Raw genomic sequence first — 17,537 nt, forward strand, 5'->3', positions numbered from 1 at the left:
GGGTCAATCCTCGAGGCAGCGGAAACGGAAGTGGGTCGTGGCGTCCGCGGGATCGAGGAGCGCCGTGGCGCGGACGCGGAAGATGTCGGCGAGGCGCGCGGGCGTGAGCACTTCGGCGGGCGGGCCGCAGGCGGCGAGGCGTCCGCCCTCCATCACCGCTAGCCGGTCGCAGCCCATCGCCTGGTTCAGGTCATGGAGCGCCATCACCACCGTCACCGGCAGCCGGCTGACGAGGCGCAGGAGCGACAGCTGGTGGTGGATGTCGAGATGGTTGGTCGGCTCGTCCAGCATCAGGAGCCGCGGCCGCTGCGCCAGCGCGCGGGCGATCTGCACCCGCTGCCGCTCGCCGCCGGAAAGGGTGGACCAGCGGCGCCGGCCCATCGCGGTGAGGCCGACGACGCGAAGCGCCTCGTCCACGATGGCGGTATCCTGCGGCCCGAACGGCGCCAGCGCCGAAAGCCAGGGTGTGCGGCCCAGTTCCACCACATCGCGCACCGTGAGAGCCTCGGAGGTCTCGGCGATCTGCTCGACGAAGGCGATCGCCCTTGCGACGTCGCGACGGCTCAGGGTGTTCAGGGGAATGCCGTCCAGATGCACCGCTCCCTCGGGCCGGGGCGCGAGACCGGCCATCAGCCGCAGCAGCGTGGACTTTCCCGAGCCGTTCGGCCCGATCAGGCCGAAGGTCTCGCCCGGCACGATCTCGAGCGAGACGCCCGCGACGATGGTCTGCCTGCCCGCGCGCCAGCCGAGGTTGGTGGCGCGCAGCCTCATGCCCGCCCCCGGTTGCGCATGAGGATCAGCGCGAAGCCCGGCGCCCCCACCAGCGCGGTGACGACGCCGATCGGCACCACTTGGCCGGGGATCAGCATCCGGGAGGCTATGTCGGCGGCGATCAGGAACACCGCCCCCGCCAGCGCCGCGGCGGGCACCAGCCGGGCGTGACGCGGCCCGACGAGGAAGCGCATCGCATGCGGGATGACGAGGCCCACGAAGCCGATCGAGCCGACGAGGCTCACCATCGTCGCGGTCATCAGCGTGACGGTGCCGATCAGCACCGCCTGCACCCGGCGCACCGGCACGCCCAGCGAAGCGGCCGAGGAGGAGCCGAAGGAAAAGGCGTCCATCGCACGGGCGAACCAGAGGCAGACGAGGAAGCCCGCCGCGGCCGCGGGCATCGCCAGCGCGACATCGGGCCAGCGCACGCCCGAGAGGTTGCCGAGCAGCCAGAACATGATGCCGCGCGCCTGCTCGGCATTGGCGGACTTGGCGATGAAGAACGAGGTCAGCGCGTTGAAGAGCTGCGATCCCGCGATGCCGGCCAGCACCAGTTGCGCCGAACCGCCCCCCGCGGCACGCGCCAGCGCCGCCACCAGCAGGAACGCGAGCCCCGCGCCGCCGAAGGCCCCCGCCGAGATGCCGAGGAGTCCGCCGCCGAGGCCCATGATCGTCACCGCCACCGCCCCCGTCCCGGCGCCCGCCGAGACGCCGAGCAGGTAGGGATCGGCCAGCGCATTGCGGACCAGCGCCTGAAGCACCACGCCGGAAAGCGCGAGCCCCGCGCCGCAGGCGGCAGCGACCAGCGTCCGGGGCAGGCGGTAGGCCCAGATGATGCCGGCGTCGATCGGATCCACGGGGTAGCCTGCGCCCCAGAGGTGATTGGCCAGCACCGCCGCCACCGTCCGGAGCGGCAGCGGCGTCTCTCCGACGACGACGCCCGTCAGGATCGCCGCCAGCAGCACGGCGGTTCCCGCGGCGCCCCGGAGCGCGAGGGATCGTGGCAACGCCCCGAAAACCGCCGCGGCCGTCATTTCAGCCCGAAGGCCGGCAGCGCCTCGGCCAGAGTCTCGAGCGCCGTCACGTTGCGGATCGAGGGATCCATCGAATGGGCGTCGAGGATGACGATGCGGTTGTTCTTCACCGCGTCCATCTGGCTGGCCACCGGATCGGTCTTCAGGAATTCGAGCTTCTTCTCGACGTCGTCGGCGGGAAAGCGGCGCCGTTCCATGCGGGCAACCACGATCACCGAGGGGTTGGCGCGTGCGATGGTCTCCCACGACACGGTCGGCCATTCCTCGTCGCTCTCGACGACGTTCCGCAGCCCCAGCTTCTCCATCATGTAGCCGGGCGGGCCCTTGCGTCCCGCAACATAAGGATCGACGTCCATCTCGGCGGAGGAGAACCAGAACAGCGCGGAAGCGCCCGTCAGGTTCAGCGCGCGGGCCTTTTCGATGGCGGCGGCCTCGCGCGACTTGAGGGTCGCGACCAGTTCCTCGCCCTTGTCAGGCACATTGAAGATCCGGCCGAGTTCGGTGACGCCGGCGTAGACCGACTTCATCTCGAACAGCGCCTGCCGGGTGCCGTCCGAGCCGGTCGTGTTGTCCTTCTTCCAGCAGTCTGCAGGCAGGATGTAGGTCGGGATGCCCACGTCGGCGAACTGCTCGCGGGTGGCGACGATCCCCTGCGGGCCGACGTGCCATTCGTATTGCACGGCGACGAGGTCCGGCTTTCGGTTCACCACGCTCTCGAAGCTGGGATCGTTGTCGGCGAGCCGCTCGACCTTGGAGTTCAGTTCCTCGAACTCGGGCAGGACCTTGGTGAACCAGACCGAGGTGCCCAGCACCTTGTCGCCCAATCCAAGCGAATAGAGGATCTCGGTGGCGGCCTGTCCCACCGTCACGGCGCTTTCGGGTGCCTTGTCGAAGGTCAGATCGACCCCGCAGTTCGTCAGCGACAGCGGATAGGTGGTCTCGGCGGCGGCGGGCAGGGCTAGCGCCGCACCAAGGGCGGCGGCGGGCAGGAACCTGGCAGGCATGGGAGGTCTCCGGAGGATGAGGCGACCGGAGACGGGACGGGAAGGTCGGTCCGATGGCTGACGCCGCCCCGGCGCAGGGCGCGGGGATCGGGCGGTCTGGCTGACGACGGCGCCACCGGGCACCGTTGGACATGGTTCATTCGACACCTCCCCGGACACCCCGCCCGGGCCGCGTTGCTTCACGTGTCGGCAGGTCTCCTGACTGGCGGGTCGTGGCTTGCAGCGGCCTTCCCATGACCCCGGGGGTCACAGTGGCCGGTTCGCTGCTTGCTCGCCGCCTACAGTTGCGGGGGCAGTTCCGGTTCGCCGGCGGACCGGCGGCGGATTCCCTTTTCATTCCCTTCGGAAACCGACGCGCGAGGTGTAGCGGCCGGGTGTGCGCATGGCAATGGCCTTTGTCCGCGCGCCCGGGCGCGATCCCGGCGGTCGGCCCGACATGCCGACCCGAATGGCAGGTCCGGCCTTGGTCCAAGATATCGGCCTCATCCCGCCACCGGGGCCTGCTCACCGAGGCTCGCACCGCAGGGTGGGGTGCCGGCCCTTCGAGTCGATTGACAGAACGCCGCGGGAGAGGCCACGGATCCGGTCAGGTCACACCGCGATGGCAGTGTCCCACTTCGTTCTCTAATCGCCTTGGTCAAGCGCTGATCTCTCTGCCGTTGATCCTGGGTGCCGGGCTCTGAGGTTCTCTCCGTGGTCACCGCGCGGGAGCCACATGTTGGCGTTCAGGGTCGGGTGGATCGAAGTGGTGTGCGCGGTCGGTACCGCATACCCGGGAGCGATCTCACCCTCGCCGCGCGTCCCGGCTGGACGCATTCCGTTACGCTGGCTGTCAGCGTCGTTCCGTTCGTTTTCCTTATGCCACCGCGGCCTCCCGGAAGGGCGTGTTGGTGCGCCACATGGCGTGCAGCGTCACCGCCAGCTTCCGGGCCAGCGCCACCTTTGCCTTGCGCGGCCCGGTCCTCTCGGCAATCGCCTTGGCCCAATCCCGCAGGCGTGGGCCACCCAGGTTCCGGCAGAAGATTGCGTTCGCGGCTTCAAACAGGCACTTCCTCGTGAAGGCATCTCCCCGTTTGGACACCCGCCCGTTCCGGCTGATCTCTCCGGACTCGTAGCGCCTGGGCGTCAGCCCAAGATAAGCGCCCGCGCTGGAGGATCGGCGGAAGCGGGAGGCATCATCGAAGGCCGCGACAACCGCCATTGCCGTGATCGGTCCCACGCCGGGCGCAGTCATCAGCAGGCGGACCGTCGCATGACGCCTGGCAACCGCCCTGATCCGACTATCGAGCGCGGCGATGCGGGCGAGGATGTCCCGCCTGGCCTGCATGAGCGCCTCGAAGATCGGCACGAGGTCCGGGACAACGGTCAGCTCGTCCCGGATGATCTCCTCGGCGCGGCGCTTGAACCCGCCGACCCGCTTGCCGAACATGATGCCGAAGGTCTTCAGCAGCCCCCGGATCTCGTTCTCCAGCCTGACGCGCATGCCAACCAGCGCCTCCCGCGCGGTCAGCATCGCCCGGTTGACATAGGCATCGTGGCTCTTGATCTGCGCGGCCTCGAACCACCCGGTGCGGACGATCTGCGCGAGCCCGCGGGCATCATGCCGGTCGGTCTTATTCGGCATCATCTTCAGCACGCCATTGGCGTGGCGCGCATCAATGCAGATGATCGGGACCTGCCTTTCCGTAAGGGCGTTCCAGAGCCAGACCGCCAGAGGCCCGGTCTCCATGCCGACCCGCTCGAGACCGCTGGCGCGTTCGGCCAGCCAGCCGGTGATCGCATCCGGGCAGGTCGGAACCTTCGTCTCGGCTACGAGCACCCCGTCCTGCCCCACCACGCAGATCGCTGTCTCTTCCTGGGACACGTCCAACGCCGCAAACACTCCCATCGCATCCTCCTTGCTCAAGCCCCGGCGAAGTGCCGGAGCGACAGACCCATCCTGCAACGGCGACGACCGCGGGTGGGACGTGGCGATTACGCTAAGTGGTGTAGGAGCGCCGACCTTCGGAGAGGTCAGGGCCTGATCAGGCAGCCACGGCGGGCAGCCTGACGGTTGGATTGTCGGTCACGCGGCCAAGCGTTTCAAGCGACATGTATCGTCTTGCAACCGCCCATTCGTCGTTGGTCTCGAGCATCAGCGCACCGACGAGGCGGATGATGGCCTCATCATTGGGGAAGATGCCGATGACGTCGGCGCGCCGCTTCACCTCGCGGTTCACCCGCTCCAGCGGGTTCGTGCTGGCGATCTGGGTCCAGTGTTCGCGTGGGAAGTGCATGTAGGCCAGCACGTCGTCGCGGGAGGCATCCATCAGGGCCCCGAGCTTGGGCTGCTTTTCGCGCAGGGCATCGGCCACGATCTCCCACTGGGCTTCGGCGTCGGCCCGGGTCTCCTGTGCGAAGATCGTCTTCAGCATCGCCGCCGCGGCGGTGCGCTGCTTGGCCGGGGCGTGAGCCAGCGCGTTTCGCATCCAGTGAATGCGGCACCTCTGGTGGGTGGCGTTGAAGACCCGACGTGCCGCAGCCCGCAGGCCCTTGTGGTCGTCGGCGATCACCAGCTTCACGCCGCGCAGGCCCCGGTCGGCCAGGGACCGCAGGAACTCGGTCCAGAAGGTCTCGGCTTCGGATGGCCCGGTGGCGACACCCAGAACCTCGCGCTTGCCGTCCTCGTTGACCGCCACCGCGATTATCACCGCCTTGCTGATGATGCGCCCGCCTTCCCGGACCTTGAGGTATGTGGCGTCCAGCCAGAGATAGGGCCACGCGCCCTCCAGAGGCCGGGAGAGGAAGGCGTTCACTCGTTCGTCGATCTCGGCGCAGAGGCGGCTGACCTGGCTCTTCGACATGCCGCCCGCGCCCATGGCCTTGACCAGATCGTCGACCGAGCGCGTCGAGACACCGTGGACGCAGGCCTCTTGGATCACGGCCACGAGGGCCTTCTCGGCCGTGCGGCGCGGCTCCAGAAAGCTGGGGAAATAGCTGCCCTTCCGGAGCTTGGGGATCTCCAGCGCGATCCGACCTGCTCGCGTGTCCCAGTCACGGTCGCGGTATCCATTGCGCTGTGCTTCCCGCATCGGCGTTCGCGCGCCCTTGGCCGCGCCGGTCCGGGCCTCAATCTCGGCCTCCATGATCCGTTCGGCCGCAAAGGCCAGCATCTCGCGCACGAGGTCGCCATCGGCCTGCTTCTCAACCAGCTCGATCAGCGCCATTCTCTTTTCGGTCATCGTCGTCTCCGTTGTCGGTTGCAGGTCTCGCAACCCAAACCTTCTCCGAAGATCGGCGATGACCGCCAGCGTCACCCGCGGCCGCGCGCTGCGCTACGCCGGAGGCTCCGCGCGCGGCCTCCTACACCACTTAGCGTAATCGCCACGTCCCACCCGCGGTCGTCGCCGTTGCAGGATGGGTCTGTCGCTCCGGCACTTCGCCGGGGCTTGAGCAAGGAGGATGCGATGGGAGTGTTTGCGGCGTTGGACGTGTCCCAGGAAGAGACAGCGATCTGCGTGGTGGGGCAGGACGGGGTGCTCGTAGCCGAGACGAAGGTTCCGACCTGCCCGGATGCGATCACCGGCTGGCTGGCCGAACGCGCCAGCGGTCTCGAGCGGGTCGGCATGGAGACCGGGCCTCTGGCGGTCTGGCTCTGGAACGCCCTTACGGAAAGGCAGGTCCCGATCATCTGCATTGATGCGCGCCACGCCAATGGCGTGCTGAAGATGATGCCGAATAAGACCGACCGGCATGATGCCCGCGGGCTCGCGCAGATCGTCCGCACCGGGTGGTTCGAGGCCGCGCAGATCAAGAGCCACGATGCCTATGTCAACCGGGCGATGCTGACCGCGCGGGAGGCGCTGGTTGGCATGCGCGTCAGGCTGGAGAACGAGATCCGGGGGCTGCTGAAGACCTTCGGCATCATGTTCGGCAAGCGGGTCGGCGGGTTCAAGCGCCGCGCCGAGGAGATCATCCGGGACGAGCTGACCGTTGTCCCGGACCTCGTGCCGATCTTCGAGGCGCTCATGCAGGCCAGGCGGGACATCCTCGCCCGCATCGCCGCGCTCGATAGTCGGATCAGGGCGGTTGCCAGGCGTCATGCGACGGTCCGCCTGCTGATGACTGCGCCCGGCGTGGGACCGATCACGGCAATGGCGGTTGTCGCGGCCTTCGATGATGCCTCCCGCTTCCGCCGATCCTCCAGCGCGGGCGCTTATCTTGGGCTGACGCCCAGGCGCTACGAGTCCGGAGAGATCAGCCGGAACGGGCGGGTGTCCAAACGGGGAGATGCCTTCACGAGGAAGTGCCTGTTTGAAGCCGCGAACGCAATCTTCTGCCGGAACCTGGGTGGCCCACGCCTGCGGGATTGGGCCAAGGCGATTGCCGAGAGGACCGGGCCGCGCAAGGCAAAGGTGGCGCTGGCCCGGAAGCTGGCGGTGACGCTGCACGCCATGTGGCGCACCAACACGCCCTTCCGGGAGGCCGCGGTGGCATAAGGAAAACGAACGGAACGACGCTGACAGCCAGCGTAACGGAATGCGTCCAGCCGGGACGCGCGGCGAGGGTGAGATCGCTCCCGGGTATGCGGTACCGACCGCGCACACCACTTCGATCCACCCGACCCTGAACGCCAACATGTGGCTCCCGCGCGGTGACCACGGAGAGAACCTCAGAGCCCGGCACCCAGGATCAACGGCAGAGAGATCAGCGCTTGACCAAGGCGATTAGAGAATGAAGTGGGACACTATCCAAAGCAGGTCTTCCAGGTTCACGGGGCAGCGGCTGATGGACGGGTTCTGTTCCGCAAGAAACTCTCCCGGCCCCAGTTCGCGAAGTTCATGGCGTCGCTGCCGCCGTGACTCTGAGCGAAGTTATGAATAAACGGGGCGGTCGCGCCGCCCCACGCCCGCACCGCCTATGCACCAACCCTGACAATCTGATGACGGGAAAAACAACCGGAACGGATGATACTCGGCGCAGTCGAAAGTTCTGAACAATCCATCAGATTTCAGGGGGTGCGCTGTCTGGGCCCCCGACATATCCGTTTTGTGGGTGCAACAGGGATCCGCGTCACAGCGATAACCCGCTGCGCCTGCCTTGAGGGAGGATCAACCAGCGCCGGCCAAGCAGGCGGCAGCAGCAATGACGGAGACTAGATGCAAGCCCTCGCGAGAGCCCTGAACTTCCGCGCGAAGATCATCCTTGCCCTTCTCCTTGCTGGCCTCCTCCCTTCCGGCGCGATCCTGACACTCGATATGGCCCGCTTTGAGGCCTCGGTGAGGAGATCGGTCGAGTCCCAGTTGCATCAGGCCAGTGACGCAAAGGGAGCGATGCTCGAGGCATGGTTCGCCAACCTGCTCACGGTGGCCGGAAGTCTTGCAGAAAATCCCTTCGTGATCGCCGCAATGATGGACCTCGAACGCGGCGCGGAACAGCTTGGAAGGAGCGGGTCCCGGCCCGTCAACGAGGCAAGGCTTCGTGAGCGTTACCAGATCCAGGCTGATCGGACGCGCGACGCGTCCCCCGACGCTCTTGATCGATGGATGCGGCTGGACGTGGCGGCGCGTCGCCTGCAGGACCTTTATGTATCCGGCAATCCGAGGCCCTTGGGAGAGAAGCAGGCTCTCGAGGACGCAGGCGACGGCAGCCCCTACTCCGCAGGGCACCGCAAATACCATCCTTTCTTGCGCAACTACTTGAAAGATTTCGGGTTCTACGACATATTCCTCATTGAGCCCCAGGCCGGCTCGATCGTCTACTCGGTGTTCAAGGAGACCGATTTCGGAACCTCCCTGTTCGACGGCCCGTACAGCGGCACCGCCTTCGGACGCGCCGCCCAAGCCATCGTGCGCAACGCCGGAAGCGATCCGTTTCTGGTCACCGATTTCGCGCCCTATGAACCGTCCTACAACGCTCATGCGGCCTTTATCCTTATGCCTCTTCGTCAGGACGGCACGCTTGTCGGCATCCTCGCCTTCCAGATCCCGATTGAACCGCTCAATGACATTCTGAGAAGGCCGATCGCGGGATTTGCCACGTCTGACGGCTTCCTCGTCGGCGCCGACCGTCTCCTGCGTTCCGTGCCGCTGAAGGACCAATCCCTGGAAGTGGGATCGCCGGTCGATGGCGACATCGTGGAAGCCGCCCTGGCTCGAGACGAGGGTGTCATGCGAGGTGCGAACTACGCCGGCGACGATGTGTTGGCGGCCTTCCGGCCGGTAGCCATTCCCGGCATGACATGGGCCATCGTGTCCGAGATCTCATCGGACGAGGCCTATGCCGACTTGCGCGCAGGCCTGCGAGCGGCGGGCATGACGGCAGGGGGCGCCGCGGGCTTGATCGTCATCGCCGGATTGTTGACCGCCATCTGGCTGCTTCGGCCGATACGGCGGCTCTCCGAGGATATGCATGGCATTGCCGTCCGCTCGGTCGGGGCGCTGAAGGAAGCCTCCGGTTCTGCCATAGAGGCCGCCGAGAAGATGGTCGTGACCGCTGAAGAGACGAGCCGCCAGAGTCAGGTGGTCAAGGAAAACTCCGGTCATGCGGCGACCAATGTCGCGGATGTGGCCTCTGCCGTTGAACAGATGTCGGCGTCGGCTCAGGAAGTGGTGCAGGGCGTGGTCCGCACGACGGGCTTCATGGAGGAGGTCACGCGGAAGGCAGAATCTGCTCGGACGTCGCTCACGGACCTCGAGAAGGTCACGCATCGTATTCGCGGTGTCGCGAGCCACATCGACGGAATTGCCAAGCAGACAGATCTTCTAGCCTTGAATGCGGCCATCGAGGCGGCGCGAGCGGGGGAGGCCGGACGTGGGTTCAGCGTGGTCGCTGAAGAAGTGCGCAAGCTGGCAGCCATGACGACCCGATCGACCGGCGAGATTGCGGCTGAAGTACAAGCCGTCGTCGGTGCGGTGGAACGGAACGTGGTCATGATCCGCGAGATGACGAGTGTGATGGAGCGGGTTCGCGACCAGGCGCAGGTCATGTCTGTAACCGCTCTTGAACAGGGAGATGTTTCCGCACGCATCGCCTCGCGCATGGCGGACACCGCTCAACGCGTCGCAATCGTCGACCACAGCATTGCCGGTGTGGGATCCGCCTCGGCCGAGGCGGCTTCGACCGCAACCGGTCTGATGGATCAGATGGCAGATGTCGATGCGGCGTCCATGGATCTGGATACTGCCATCGGAACGTTCGTCGAAAGGGTCAGACGCCTCTAGCATTGCGTTGCCGGGCAACCTGGTCACGAGCCTGGAGCGAATGAGCCATCGCTGGCTGCTCAGGGATGAGCCAACGGACGGCCTCCAGCCTTTCCCTCCTTCTGCTGCCGATGGCCGATCTGTCGCAGTGCAACCCCGCAGAACACGAGGTGGCCGGTCGCCGGCCAACGCGCCTTGGGGTGGCACCGGCTAAGCCGCGGGACTTGTCGCTCCGAGTCCCGTGGCTGAGCCGGCGCATCAGTGGCTCGAGCGTCAGGGTGACCCCGACAACCTGCATGAAAGTTTGATCACGGATTGCCCGACGTCATCCCCGCGTCGAACCAAGACACACCCGCTTCCCGCGCAGGATCTGGTCGGATCGGGGAGGACTGCCGTGGGGGCGAGCCATGGCCGAATCTGGGTGATGCGGCCTGAGAGGGCGGCGAGTCGTGGCGGGTGTCCAAGCCTGCCAGAACCTTCAATCTGCTCATGCTACAAGGAGTAAGGTGGCAATGAGTGTGACGATGGACGACCCGATCAAGCGGTGGACGTCGAAGCGCAAGACGGCGCTCGTGGTGGAGATCATCCAGGGGAAGACGACGGTGGCCGAGGCCAGCCGGTCGGTGACGTCCCTTCAAATGGTGTAGCTCGCCGGTAGCACCGCCGCCCGCTCGCGCGCTCACATCAAGCGCCGTAGCGGGCAGGCGGCGGTGCGGTGGTCATCGGGTTTTTCGGTAGGGTCGGGTTGCTGAGCTGTTCAGTCCCGGCATCTGGTGGATCGGATCAAGGATGAATCGATCCGGGTCTGATGTCCGGATTTTGCAGATGTATTCGTAGGGCGTGAGGCCGCCGAGTGTCTTCAGTCGGCGGGCGAAGTTGTAGGCTGCCAGGAAGTCGGCGAGGTGTGTTCGCAGCTGGTCGTGGTTCTCGTAGTGGAAGCGCTTGACGGTGGCGTCCTTGAGCGTGGGGTTCATCCGCTCGACCTGGCCGTTCGGCGGGAAAACGATCCACTGGATCGTTTTCTGCCCCGCCTCACTCCACGGGTGGTTGGGTTTGGTTAGTCTGTGCTCGATCCCGTTCGCTTCGCAGATCATGTCGACGCGCATTGGCCGGGAGTAGATGGTGTTCCGGTTGTGGGGCTGCTCGGCGAACTGGATGCCCCTCGCCATTGTCTCTCGGACCAATGGCGTTCCAATGGCTCGATCGGTGAGAACCGTTGGACCTGGTAGGGCACGACCTCGAGCATGTGCTGGAGGAACTCCCAGGCAGTCTTTCTGTCAGCTGTTGCAACGAGTTGAGCAACGCGAACTTGGACGTCCGGTCGATGCCGACGAACAGGTAGAGCTTCCCTTCGCCGGTCTGCACCTCCGCGATATCGATGTGAAAGAAGCCGATGGGGTAGCGCAGCAGAAGTTCAGCGAATGGCGGACGAGGTGAAGACGGATTTTCGAGCCTTTGTTTCCGTTTCGGATCTCCGCTCCGAACTCGGGATCACACTCTACCGCTGCATGGGCCCGGATGGCGCGCTCACGGATTACGGACGGCGCGTTCTTGGGGCGCAGCTTCGGTTCAAGTGCAACTGGAGGGGAACAGCCGGTTCGGGGCCGCAGTGCCGGGGAGGCAAGGCACGACCTTGCGAAAAAGGCCGCGTCAGATACATATGGACCACGGACCGCCCCAGAATGTGGCAGATTGCGGGAAGGTCCAGCCACGGCGAGGGAAGGACGGAAACTGACGCAGGGTGATACAACGGCCATGTCCACGGACAAGGACGAATGCGGGTCCCCCTCGGATCCGGGCGACCGACGAAGTCGGCCGCCGAAGGAACGGCGGCGGCTGTCGGGAATCCTGCAGGAGGTTGCACGGGACGGCAGGCGTGACCGCGTGGCTTTGGCAGATCGGCTCCGAATCCTGGACGCACGGGCCTCCGAGGCATCGCGGCTCATCTTTGCCCTGCCGAGCGTGCTGCCGACCCCGCCCGGAACTTCTGGCCTCCTGGGTCTTCCTCTTGTCTGTCTCTCCAGCCAACTCATGCTCGGCCAGCGGCCCTGGCAGCCGCGCTTCGATGCCGAAAGATCTCTGGCGCGTGCGGATTTCTCCGCGCTGGTCGAGCGTGTCCTGCCGATCCTGAACGGGCGCGCCACGTGCGTCTGCTGCCCCAAGAGGTTGAGTGATGTATCTTGAAATCGCGATCGTGGTCCTTCTGACCCTGATCAACGGCCTTCTGGCCATGTCCGAGCTTGCCATCGTCTCGGCGCGTCCCGGGCGGCTCAAGGTTCTCGCCGACCAGGAGACCCCGGGCGCGGCCACCGCCATCCGTCTGGCCGAGGATCCGGGCCGGTTTCTGTCCAGCGTGCAGATCGGCATCACACTTGTGGGTGTCCTGTCCGGCGCCTTCTCCGGCGCAACGCTCGGTGCCCGGCTTGCCGGGACGCTGACAACCGCGGGAATGCCCGCCACCCTCGCGCAATCGGTGGGCGTCGGCGCCGTGGTGGTGGCCATCACCTACCTGTCGCTGATCGTGGGCGAACTGGTGCCCAAGCAGATCGCGCTGCGGTCGCCGGAACAGGTGGCCTGCCGCGTGGCGCCGCTGATGCGGGCCGTGGCGGCCGTGGCCGCGCCCCTGGTCTGGCTGCTCGACCGGTCGGGCAAGGTGGTGCTGGCGCTGCTGGGTCAGGGCGGCGCGCGCACGCAGGCCGTGACCGACGAAGAGGTCCGGCTTCTGATCTCGGAGGCCGAGGCCTCGGGCTCGATCCACGCGGCCGAGAGCCGGATGATCTCGGGTGTGATGCGCATGGCCGACCGGACCGCCCGCGGCCTGATGACGCCGCGCCATGAGGTGGACGTGCTGAACGCAGGCGCCACCCGTGCCGAGGCCATGGCGCTGTTCAACGGCTCGCGCCGCTCGCGCCTTCCGGTCCGCGCCGGCGGCCCGGATGACATCATCGGCGTGGTCTCGATCCGCGACGTGGCCGCCGCGCCCGCGAGCGACGGGTTTGACCTGCGTGACCTCGTGCAGGAGGCGCCGGTGGTCCACGAACACCAGGGCGCGCTGGAAGTGATCGAGCGGTTGCGCGCGACACCGTCGCACATGGTTCTGGTCTATGATGAATACGGCGCGTTCGAGGGTATCGTGACACCGCTCGACCTGCTGGAGATCATCACTGGCGCCTTCAACGAGGAAACCACCGATGAGCCGGTCGTGGTCACCCGGGAGGATGGGTCGATGCTGGTGGCGGGTTGGATGCCGGCGGATGAATTTGCGGATCTGTTGTCGCTGCGGCTGCCGGACGGCCGGGAGTACGACACGGCCGCCGGCCTGGTGCTGGAGGCGCTGGCCCGTATTCCCGCGGTCGGAGACATTTTCCATCTGCAGGGCTGGCGGATCGAGGTTGTCGACCTCGACGGACGCCGCATCGACAAGCTGCTGGTGTCCAGGGACCGGCCGGTCGTGCGCCACCGGCAGAGCGATCGCTGAACGGTCATCCTCCTCTCGGTCGCCTGACAGGGTCAGGCCGAGATGAGTCGGGGGTCAAGACGCCGGCAATGAAGGGCTCGGACGACGCCGGGCCCGGCATGGCGAGGCGGTGGAGGTCTGCTGCGGGAAGGGCGTGGATCGTGTGCAGCCGCCCTTCCCGGCCGTGGTGGACAGCAGGACAAGCGCTTGTTCCTCAGACATGAAGGGCACTTGCAACCTCATTCGGCGGATGATCAAGCGCTCACCGCGCACTTGTGCCGGGGCCTAAAGGCTCAGAACCGCGTGGTGAGGCCCAGCCAGAGCCGGCGTCCCTCGCCCACGCTGTTGTAGTCCGCCTCGTCGGTGCGCTTGTCGGTGATGTTGTAGATGGCAGAGCTCAGGCTGACCCGGTCGTTCACCTGGTAGGAGGCGCCGACATCCACCGTGGCATAGGCGGCATATTTGCGGCCCTCGACGCCGTTGATCACGACGGGCGCGCCGTTGGTGCCGATGCGGGGGCCGGCGGCCAGCTCGCTGCCGTGGTAGTTGGCCGCGGTCCAGGCTTCCAGACCCTCGATCGGCGTCACCCAGTCCAGCCGCAGCGACGCCTGATGCCGCGGAGTCCGGGCCAGCGGATAGCCCGCGAAATCGCCCGTCCGCTGCTCGGAGCTGGTGTGGGTGTAGCTTGCCCGGAAGGACAGGCTCTCCGTCGCTTCCCAGTCGGCGGTCAGTTCCACGCCCTTGATCACCGCGTCGTCGATGTTGAAATTCTGCCAGAGGCAGGAATAGCCGGGAAACGGCTCCAGCGCCGCGGCGTCGCAGGCCGCCCCGCCCAGCGGGTCGATGATCGAGCCGGTGTCGGGGTCGATCAGACGGCCGGTGTTGAAGTTGCTGATCTTGTCCCGGAAGCGGGTGTGGAACAGCGTGCCGCCAAGGCTCAGCCCGCGGCCATTGTCCCACAGGGCCGCCAGTTCCAGGCTGTCGCTGGTCTCGGGCTCCAGATCCGGGTTCGGGGCCAGCAGCCCCGCGCCCCGCTGGGTCGGCAGGTAGTAGCCGGGCGCCACCTGACGGATCTCGGGCGCCCGGAAGCCGGTGGAATAGCCGCCCTTCAGCGTCAGCGCCTCGGTCGCGTGGAAGACGGCATAGAGCCTCGGGGTGACATGGCTGCCATAGGTCTCGTGATGATTGTAGCGGACGCCCGCGGTCACGGCGAAGCGGTCCGACAGCCACCATTCGTCCTCCGCGAAGAGCGCCCACTGGTCCACGCTCAGCCGCTGGTCCTCCTCGCGGCTGCCGCGGTCGGTCAGGCGGGCGTTCTGGTGCTGGAAGCCCGTCACCAGCGTGTGATCGCCGCCCATCGAGAAGGGCAGCGTCAGCTTGCCGTCGAGGACCGTGTTGCGGATCCGCGGCACCCGATCGTCCCGGACGAACGCGCCACCGGCCTCGCGCTCGTAGGTCTCGCGCTGGCCTTCCTCGACCTGCAGCGACAATTCGGTCCGCGCATCGCCCCAGCGCCCGCTGTGGCCGACGGCCACCGACTCGCGGCTGTAGTCGCGATAGGCATCCTCGGCCGTGGGGGCAAGCACCCGCCCGGCCGAGGTGATGCCCCGCACCACCGTGCGCCCCGCCTCGAACCACAGGTCATGCTCCGGCGTCAGCGCGTAGGTCAGCCGTGCGGCGAGATCGCTCTCTTCCCGGCCCTGGTTGCCGGCCAGGATGCGGTCCTCGGATCGGTCCAGCACGCGGCCCCAGAGTTGCAGGCTCAGCCGGTCCCGCACCAGCGGGCCGCCGATGTGGAACGAGAGCTGCCCGCTGTGGCCGCTGTCGTCATGCTCCTGGGCCGTCACCTCGGCGGTGACGCTGCCGCGCCACTCCTGATCGGCGCGCTTGGTGATGATGTTGATTACCCCGCCCATGGCGTCCGACCCGTAGAGCGAGGACATCGGCCCGCGCACGACCTCGATCCGGTCGATGGCCGAAAGCGGCGGGATGAAGCTCTGCTCGTAGCCGGAATTGCCGTTCGGGCGCGCGTCGCGCGTGCTCTGGCGGCGGCCGTCCACGAGGATCAGCGTATAGGCGCCGGGCAGCCCCCGGATGAAGATGTCGCGCTCGTTCGCAACGCCGGTGACCGACACACCCTGCACCTCGCGCAGCGCGTCGGCGAGGTTGGTGAAGGCGCCGCGTTCCAGTTCCTCGGCCTGGATGACCGAAACGCTGGCCGGGGCGTCCTTCAGCGCCTGCTCGAAGCCGCCGGCCGTCACCACGATCTGGTCGAGCGCAATCGCTTCCTGCGCTGTGGCGGCTGCGGGAAGGGCCATGGCAACAGCCGCCAGCCCCCCCACTATCGCCGTCGCTGAAGTCCTCGACCTGAGTTGTCGGACGCCCACATCCTGCATGGCGTTGCGCTCTCCCATAATTCCTGACAAGAATTGTCATTAATGTGTGGGCCGGTCAGGGCAATGCCGATGTTCGAGAACGATTCCAAATTCAGCTTTGCGGAACCCGACGCGTGCGGAGCGTCGAATGGCCGGCCGGAGCCGCTTCTGCCCGTGGCCCCGCTGGCGCGTCTGCGGCTTCTGGTGGCGCTGGATGCGCTTCTGGCCACAGGCAGCGTCTCGGGGGCGGCCAAGGCGCTGGGGATCTCGCCACCGGCCGCGAGCCGGATGCTGGCGCAGCTGCGGCGCCTCTTCGACGACGAGTTGCTGGTCCGGTCCGGCCGCGGAATGGTGCCGACGGCCCTCGCGGGCCGGCTGCGGATGCGGGTCCGGGGGCTGGCCGCCGAGGCGGACGCGCTGATGCGGGGCGAGCCGGCCCCGGCCGATCCGCCCCCGCCCCATCCGCCGCTGGCCCTCGAGAGGGGGGCGCGGCTGGACGGGCAGCCGGACGAATGCGGTCGTCTGCGTCGCCTGTTCGAGATCGGCCCCGCCCATCCGCCGCAACACCGGCTGGCGCGTCACGTGGCGATGGTCGGGGCGGGCCGCAGCCGCGCGCGCCCGCTGGATCTGGCCGAAGCCGAGGATGCCTTCGCGATCCTGCTGGATGGCGAGGCCGATCCGGTGCAGGTCGGGGCCCTTCTGGTGGCGCTGCAATATCGCGGCATCACACCGGACGAACTGGCGGGCCTCGTCCGTGCGGCGCGGCGGCAGCTGCGGCCCCTGACGGACGCGGGGCCCGTGGATCTGGACTGGCCTGCCTATCTGTCGCCGCGCAACCGGCGCACGCCCTGGTTCCTGCCCGCGGCGCGCCTGCTGGGAGAGGCGGGGCACCGCGTCCTGCTGCATGGCTTCGGACCGCAACTGTCGCCCCTCGATCCGGTGCTGGAGGCGCTCGGCATTCCGGTCGCCGGTTCGGTCGCGGAGGCGGAGGCGCGCCTCTCGGGTCCGGGATGCGTGTTCCTGCCCCTGCCGGCGATCCTGCCGCAGCTTCAGGCCCTGGTGAACCTCTACCGGGTGCTCCAGATGCGCTCGCCGGTCAACCTGTCGCTGCAGTTGCTGAATCCGCTGGCGGCGCCCGCGACGGTGATGGGGCTTCCGGGCGCGTCGCTCGCCACGCTGCACCGCGAGGCAGCGGGGCTTCTGGGCTGGAACCGGCTGCTCTGCATCGACAGCCATCGCGACGTGGCGCAGGCCACGCCGCACCGCCTGATGGGCCTGGCCCTGAGCGAGCGGACGGAGGTGTCATGGCTCTCGGCCCCCGCCCGCCTTGCCGAACGGTGCGCCTCGCCGCCTCCGGGCCTCACCAGCGCGGAACATTGCAGGGCGGTCTGGAACGGTCAGTCCCGCGATCCTGCGGCGATCGCCGCGATCGTCGATACGGCCGCCCTGGGCCTGCTTGCCACAGGAGCCGCGCCCTACGATCTGGCCGAGGCGCGGCGGCTGGCCCGCAACCTCTGGGACCGGCGCACGATCGCAGGTCCGGGGGCCGACACCGTCGCCGCGCGCGCGGTTCCGGGCCGACGCCCGCGCGTCTGTCGCGGAACCGCCTGACCGGCCCGTGTCGTCACGGATCAGGCGGCGGGGATCCGAAGCGAGGCAGGCCCGGCCGGGCAGGTGTCACCGAAGCCGCCTTCCGCAGCCGCGCGGGGCGC

General features: G+C 67.5%; 11 protein-coding genes, 2 pseudogenes and 1 riboswitch. Of the genes and pseudogenes, 6 read left to right on the plus strand and 7 right to left on the minus strand.

Annotation, left to right across the window (positions count from 1 at the left end; all coding sequences use genetic code 11):
* Window positions 1-3 precede the first annotated feature (3 nt).
* The 5 genes from LV780_RS21010 to LV780_RS21030 form a co-directional block, all read right to left on the minus strand.
* Window positions 4-771 (minus strand): ABC transporter ATP-binding protein, encoded by a 768-nt coding sequence (locus LV780_RS21010; protein WP_108222739.1) that lies wholly within the window; start codon window positions 769-771, stop codon window positions 4-6.
* Window positions 768-1,808, minus strand: a complete 1,041-nt coding sequence (locus LV780_RS21015) for a FecCD family ABC transporter permease (protein WP_108222738.1) — start codon at window positions 1,806-1,808, stop codon at window positions 768-770. Before LV780_RS21015 ends, LV780_RS21010 begins: the two co-directional genes overlap by 4 nt.
* Window positions 1,805-2,812 (minus strand): ABC transporter substrate-binding protein, encoded by a 1,008-nt coding sequence (locus LV780_RS21020; RefSeq protein ID WP_108222737.1) that lies wholly within the window; start codon window positions 2,810-2,812, stop codon window positions 1,805-1,807. Before LV780_RS21020 ends, LV780_RS21015 begins: the two co-directional genes overlap by 4 nt.
* A 171-nt stretch (window positions 2,813-2,983) precedes the next feature.
* Window positions 2,984-3,181: riboswitch (cobalamin riboswitch) on the minus strand.
* Window positions 3,182-3,668: 487 nt separating this feature from the next.
* Complete coding sequence (locus tag LV780_RS21025; RefSeq protein ID WP_108222813.1) at window positions 3,669-4,700, minus strand: IS110 family RNA-guided transposase; 1,032 nt, start codon at window positions 4,698-4,700, stop codon at window positions 3,669-3,671.
* 136 nt (window positions 4,701-4,836) lie between these two features.
* Window positions 4,837-6,033 (minus strand): IS256 family transposase, encoded by a 1,197-nt coding sequence (locus LV780_RS21030; protein ID WP_108222810.1) that lies wholly within the window; start codon window positions 6,031-6,033, stop codon window positions 4,837-4,839.
* 225 nt (window positions 6,034-6,258) lie between these two features.
* On the opposite strand from LV780_RS21030, the gene LV780_RS21035 reads away from it, so the two are divergent.
* The 3 genes and pseudogenes from LV780_RS21035 to LV780_RS21045 all read left to right on the plus strand — a co-directional run.
* On the plus strand, window positions 6,259-7,290 hold the full coding sequence (locus tag LV780_RS21035) for an IS110 family RNA-guided transposase (protein WP_108222813.1): 1,032 nt from the start codon (window positions 6,259-6,261) through the stop codon (window positions 7,288-7,290).
* A 660-nt stretch (window positions 7,291-7,950) separates the two neighbouring features.
* Window positions 7,951-10,014, plus strand: coding sequence for a methyl-accepting chemotaxis protein (locus LV780_RS21040; protein ID WP_108222048.1), 2,064 nt, complete (start codon window positions 7,951-7,953; stop codon window positions 10,012-10,014).
* A gap of 491 nt (window positions 10,015-10,505) precedes the next feature.
* Window positions 10,506-10,616 (plus strand): annotated as a pseudogene (locus LV780_RS21045) (DUF1153 domain-containing protein); the annotation flags it as partial.
* A gap of 96 nt (window positions 10,617-10,712) precedes the next feature.
* Here LV780_RS21045 and LV780_RS21050 read toward each other — a convergent pair.
* Window positions 10,713-11,394: pseudogene (locus LV780_RS21050) on the minus strand (integrase core domain-containing protein); the annotation flags it as partial.
* Window positions 11,395-11,748: 354 nt separating this feature from the next.
* Between LV780_RS21050 and LV780_RS21060 the strand changes: the two are divergent.
* Window positions 11,749-12,177, plus strand: a complete 429-nt coding sequence (locus tag LV780_RS21060; protein ID WP_108222050.1) for an exopolysaccharide biosynthesis protein — start codon at window positions 11,749-11,751, stop codon at window positions 12,175-12,177.
* Complete coding sequence (locus LV780_RS21065) at window positions 12,167-13,471, plus strand: hemolysin family protein (RefSeq protein ID WP_108222052.1); 1,305 nt, start codon at window positions 12,167-12,169, stop codon at window positions 13,469-13,471. Before LV780_RS21060 ends, LV780_RS21065 begins: the two co-directional genes overlap by 11 nt.
* A gap of 272 nt (window positions 13,472-13,743) precedes the next feature.
* Here LV780_RS21065 and LV780_RS21070 read toward each other — a convergent pair whose 3' ends face one another.
* Complete coding sequence (locus tag LV780_RS21070) at window positions 13,744-15,768, minus strand: TonB-dependent receptor domain-containing protein (RefSeq protein ID WP_101342038.1); 2,025 nt, start codon at window positions 15,766-15,768, stop codon at window positions 13,744-13,746.
* Window positions 15,769-15,915: 147 nt separating this feature from the next.
* Between LV780_RS21070 and LV780_RS21075 the strand changes: the two genes are divergently transcribed.
* Window positions 15,916-17,436: a glycosyl transferase family protein gene (locus LV780_RS21075; RefSeq protein WP_108222126.1), complete on the plus strand. Its 1,521-nt coding sequence runs from the start codon at window positions 15,916-15,918 to the stop codon at window positions 17,434-17,436.
* The last annotated feature ends 101 nt before the right edge of the window (window positions 17,437-17,537 follow it).

The organism is Cereibacter azotoformans (assembly GCF_021391315.1).
GTDB lineage: Bacteria > Pseudomonadota > Alphaproteobacteria > Rhodobacterales > Rhodobacteraceae > Cereibacter_A > Cereibacter_A azotoformans.

Coding starts and splice junctions, on each gene's coding strand:
- LV780_RS21010 (WP_108222739.1), bottom strand. CDS start 771: ATGAGGCTGCGCGCCACCAACCTCGGCTGGCGCGCGGGCAGGCAGACC.
- LV780_RS21015 (WP_108222738.1), bottom strand. CDS start 1,808: ATGACGGCCGCGGCGGTTTTCGGGGCGTTGCCACGATCCCTCGCGCTC.
- LV780_RS21020 (WP_108222737.1), bottom strand. CDS start 2,812: ATGCCTGCCAGGTTCCTGCCCGCCGCCGCCCTTGGTGCGGCGCTAGCC.
- LV780_RS21025 (WP_108222813.1), bottom strand. CDS start 4,700: ATGGGAGTGTTTGCGGCGTTGGACGTGTCCCAGGAAGAGACAGCGATC.
- LV780_RS21030 (WP_108222810.1), bottom strand. CDS start 6,033: ATGACCGAAAAGAGAATGGCGCTGATCGAGCTGGTTGAGAAGCAGGCC.
- LV780_RS21035 (WP_108222813.1), top strand. CDS start 6,259: ATGGGAGTGTTTGCGGCGTTGGACGTGTCCCAGGAAGAGACAGCGATC.
- LV780_RS21040 (WP_108222048.1), top strand. CDS start 7,951: ATGCAAGCCCTCGCGAGAGCCCTGAACTTCCGCGCGAAGATCATCCTT.
- LV780_RS21060 (WP_108222050.1), top strand. CDS start 11,749: ATGTCCACGGACAAGGACGAATGCGGGTCCCCCTCGGATCCGGGCGAC.
- LV780_RS21065 (WP_108222052.1), top strand. CDS start 12,167: ATGTATCTTGAAATCGCGATCGTGGTCCTTCTGACCCTGATCAACGGC.
- LV780_RS21070 (WP_101342038.1), bottom strand. CDS start 15,768: ATGGCCCTTCCCGCAGCCGCCACAGCGCAGGAAGCGATTGCGCTCGAC.
- LV780_RS21075 (WP_108222126.1), top strand. CDS start 15,916: ATGTTCGAGAACGATTCCAAATTCAGCTTTGCGGAACCCGACGCGTGC.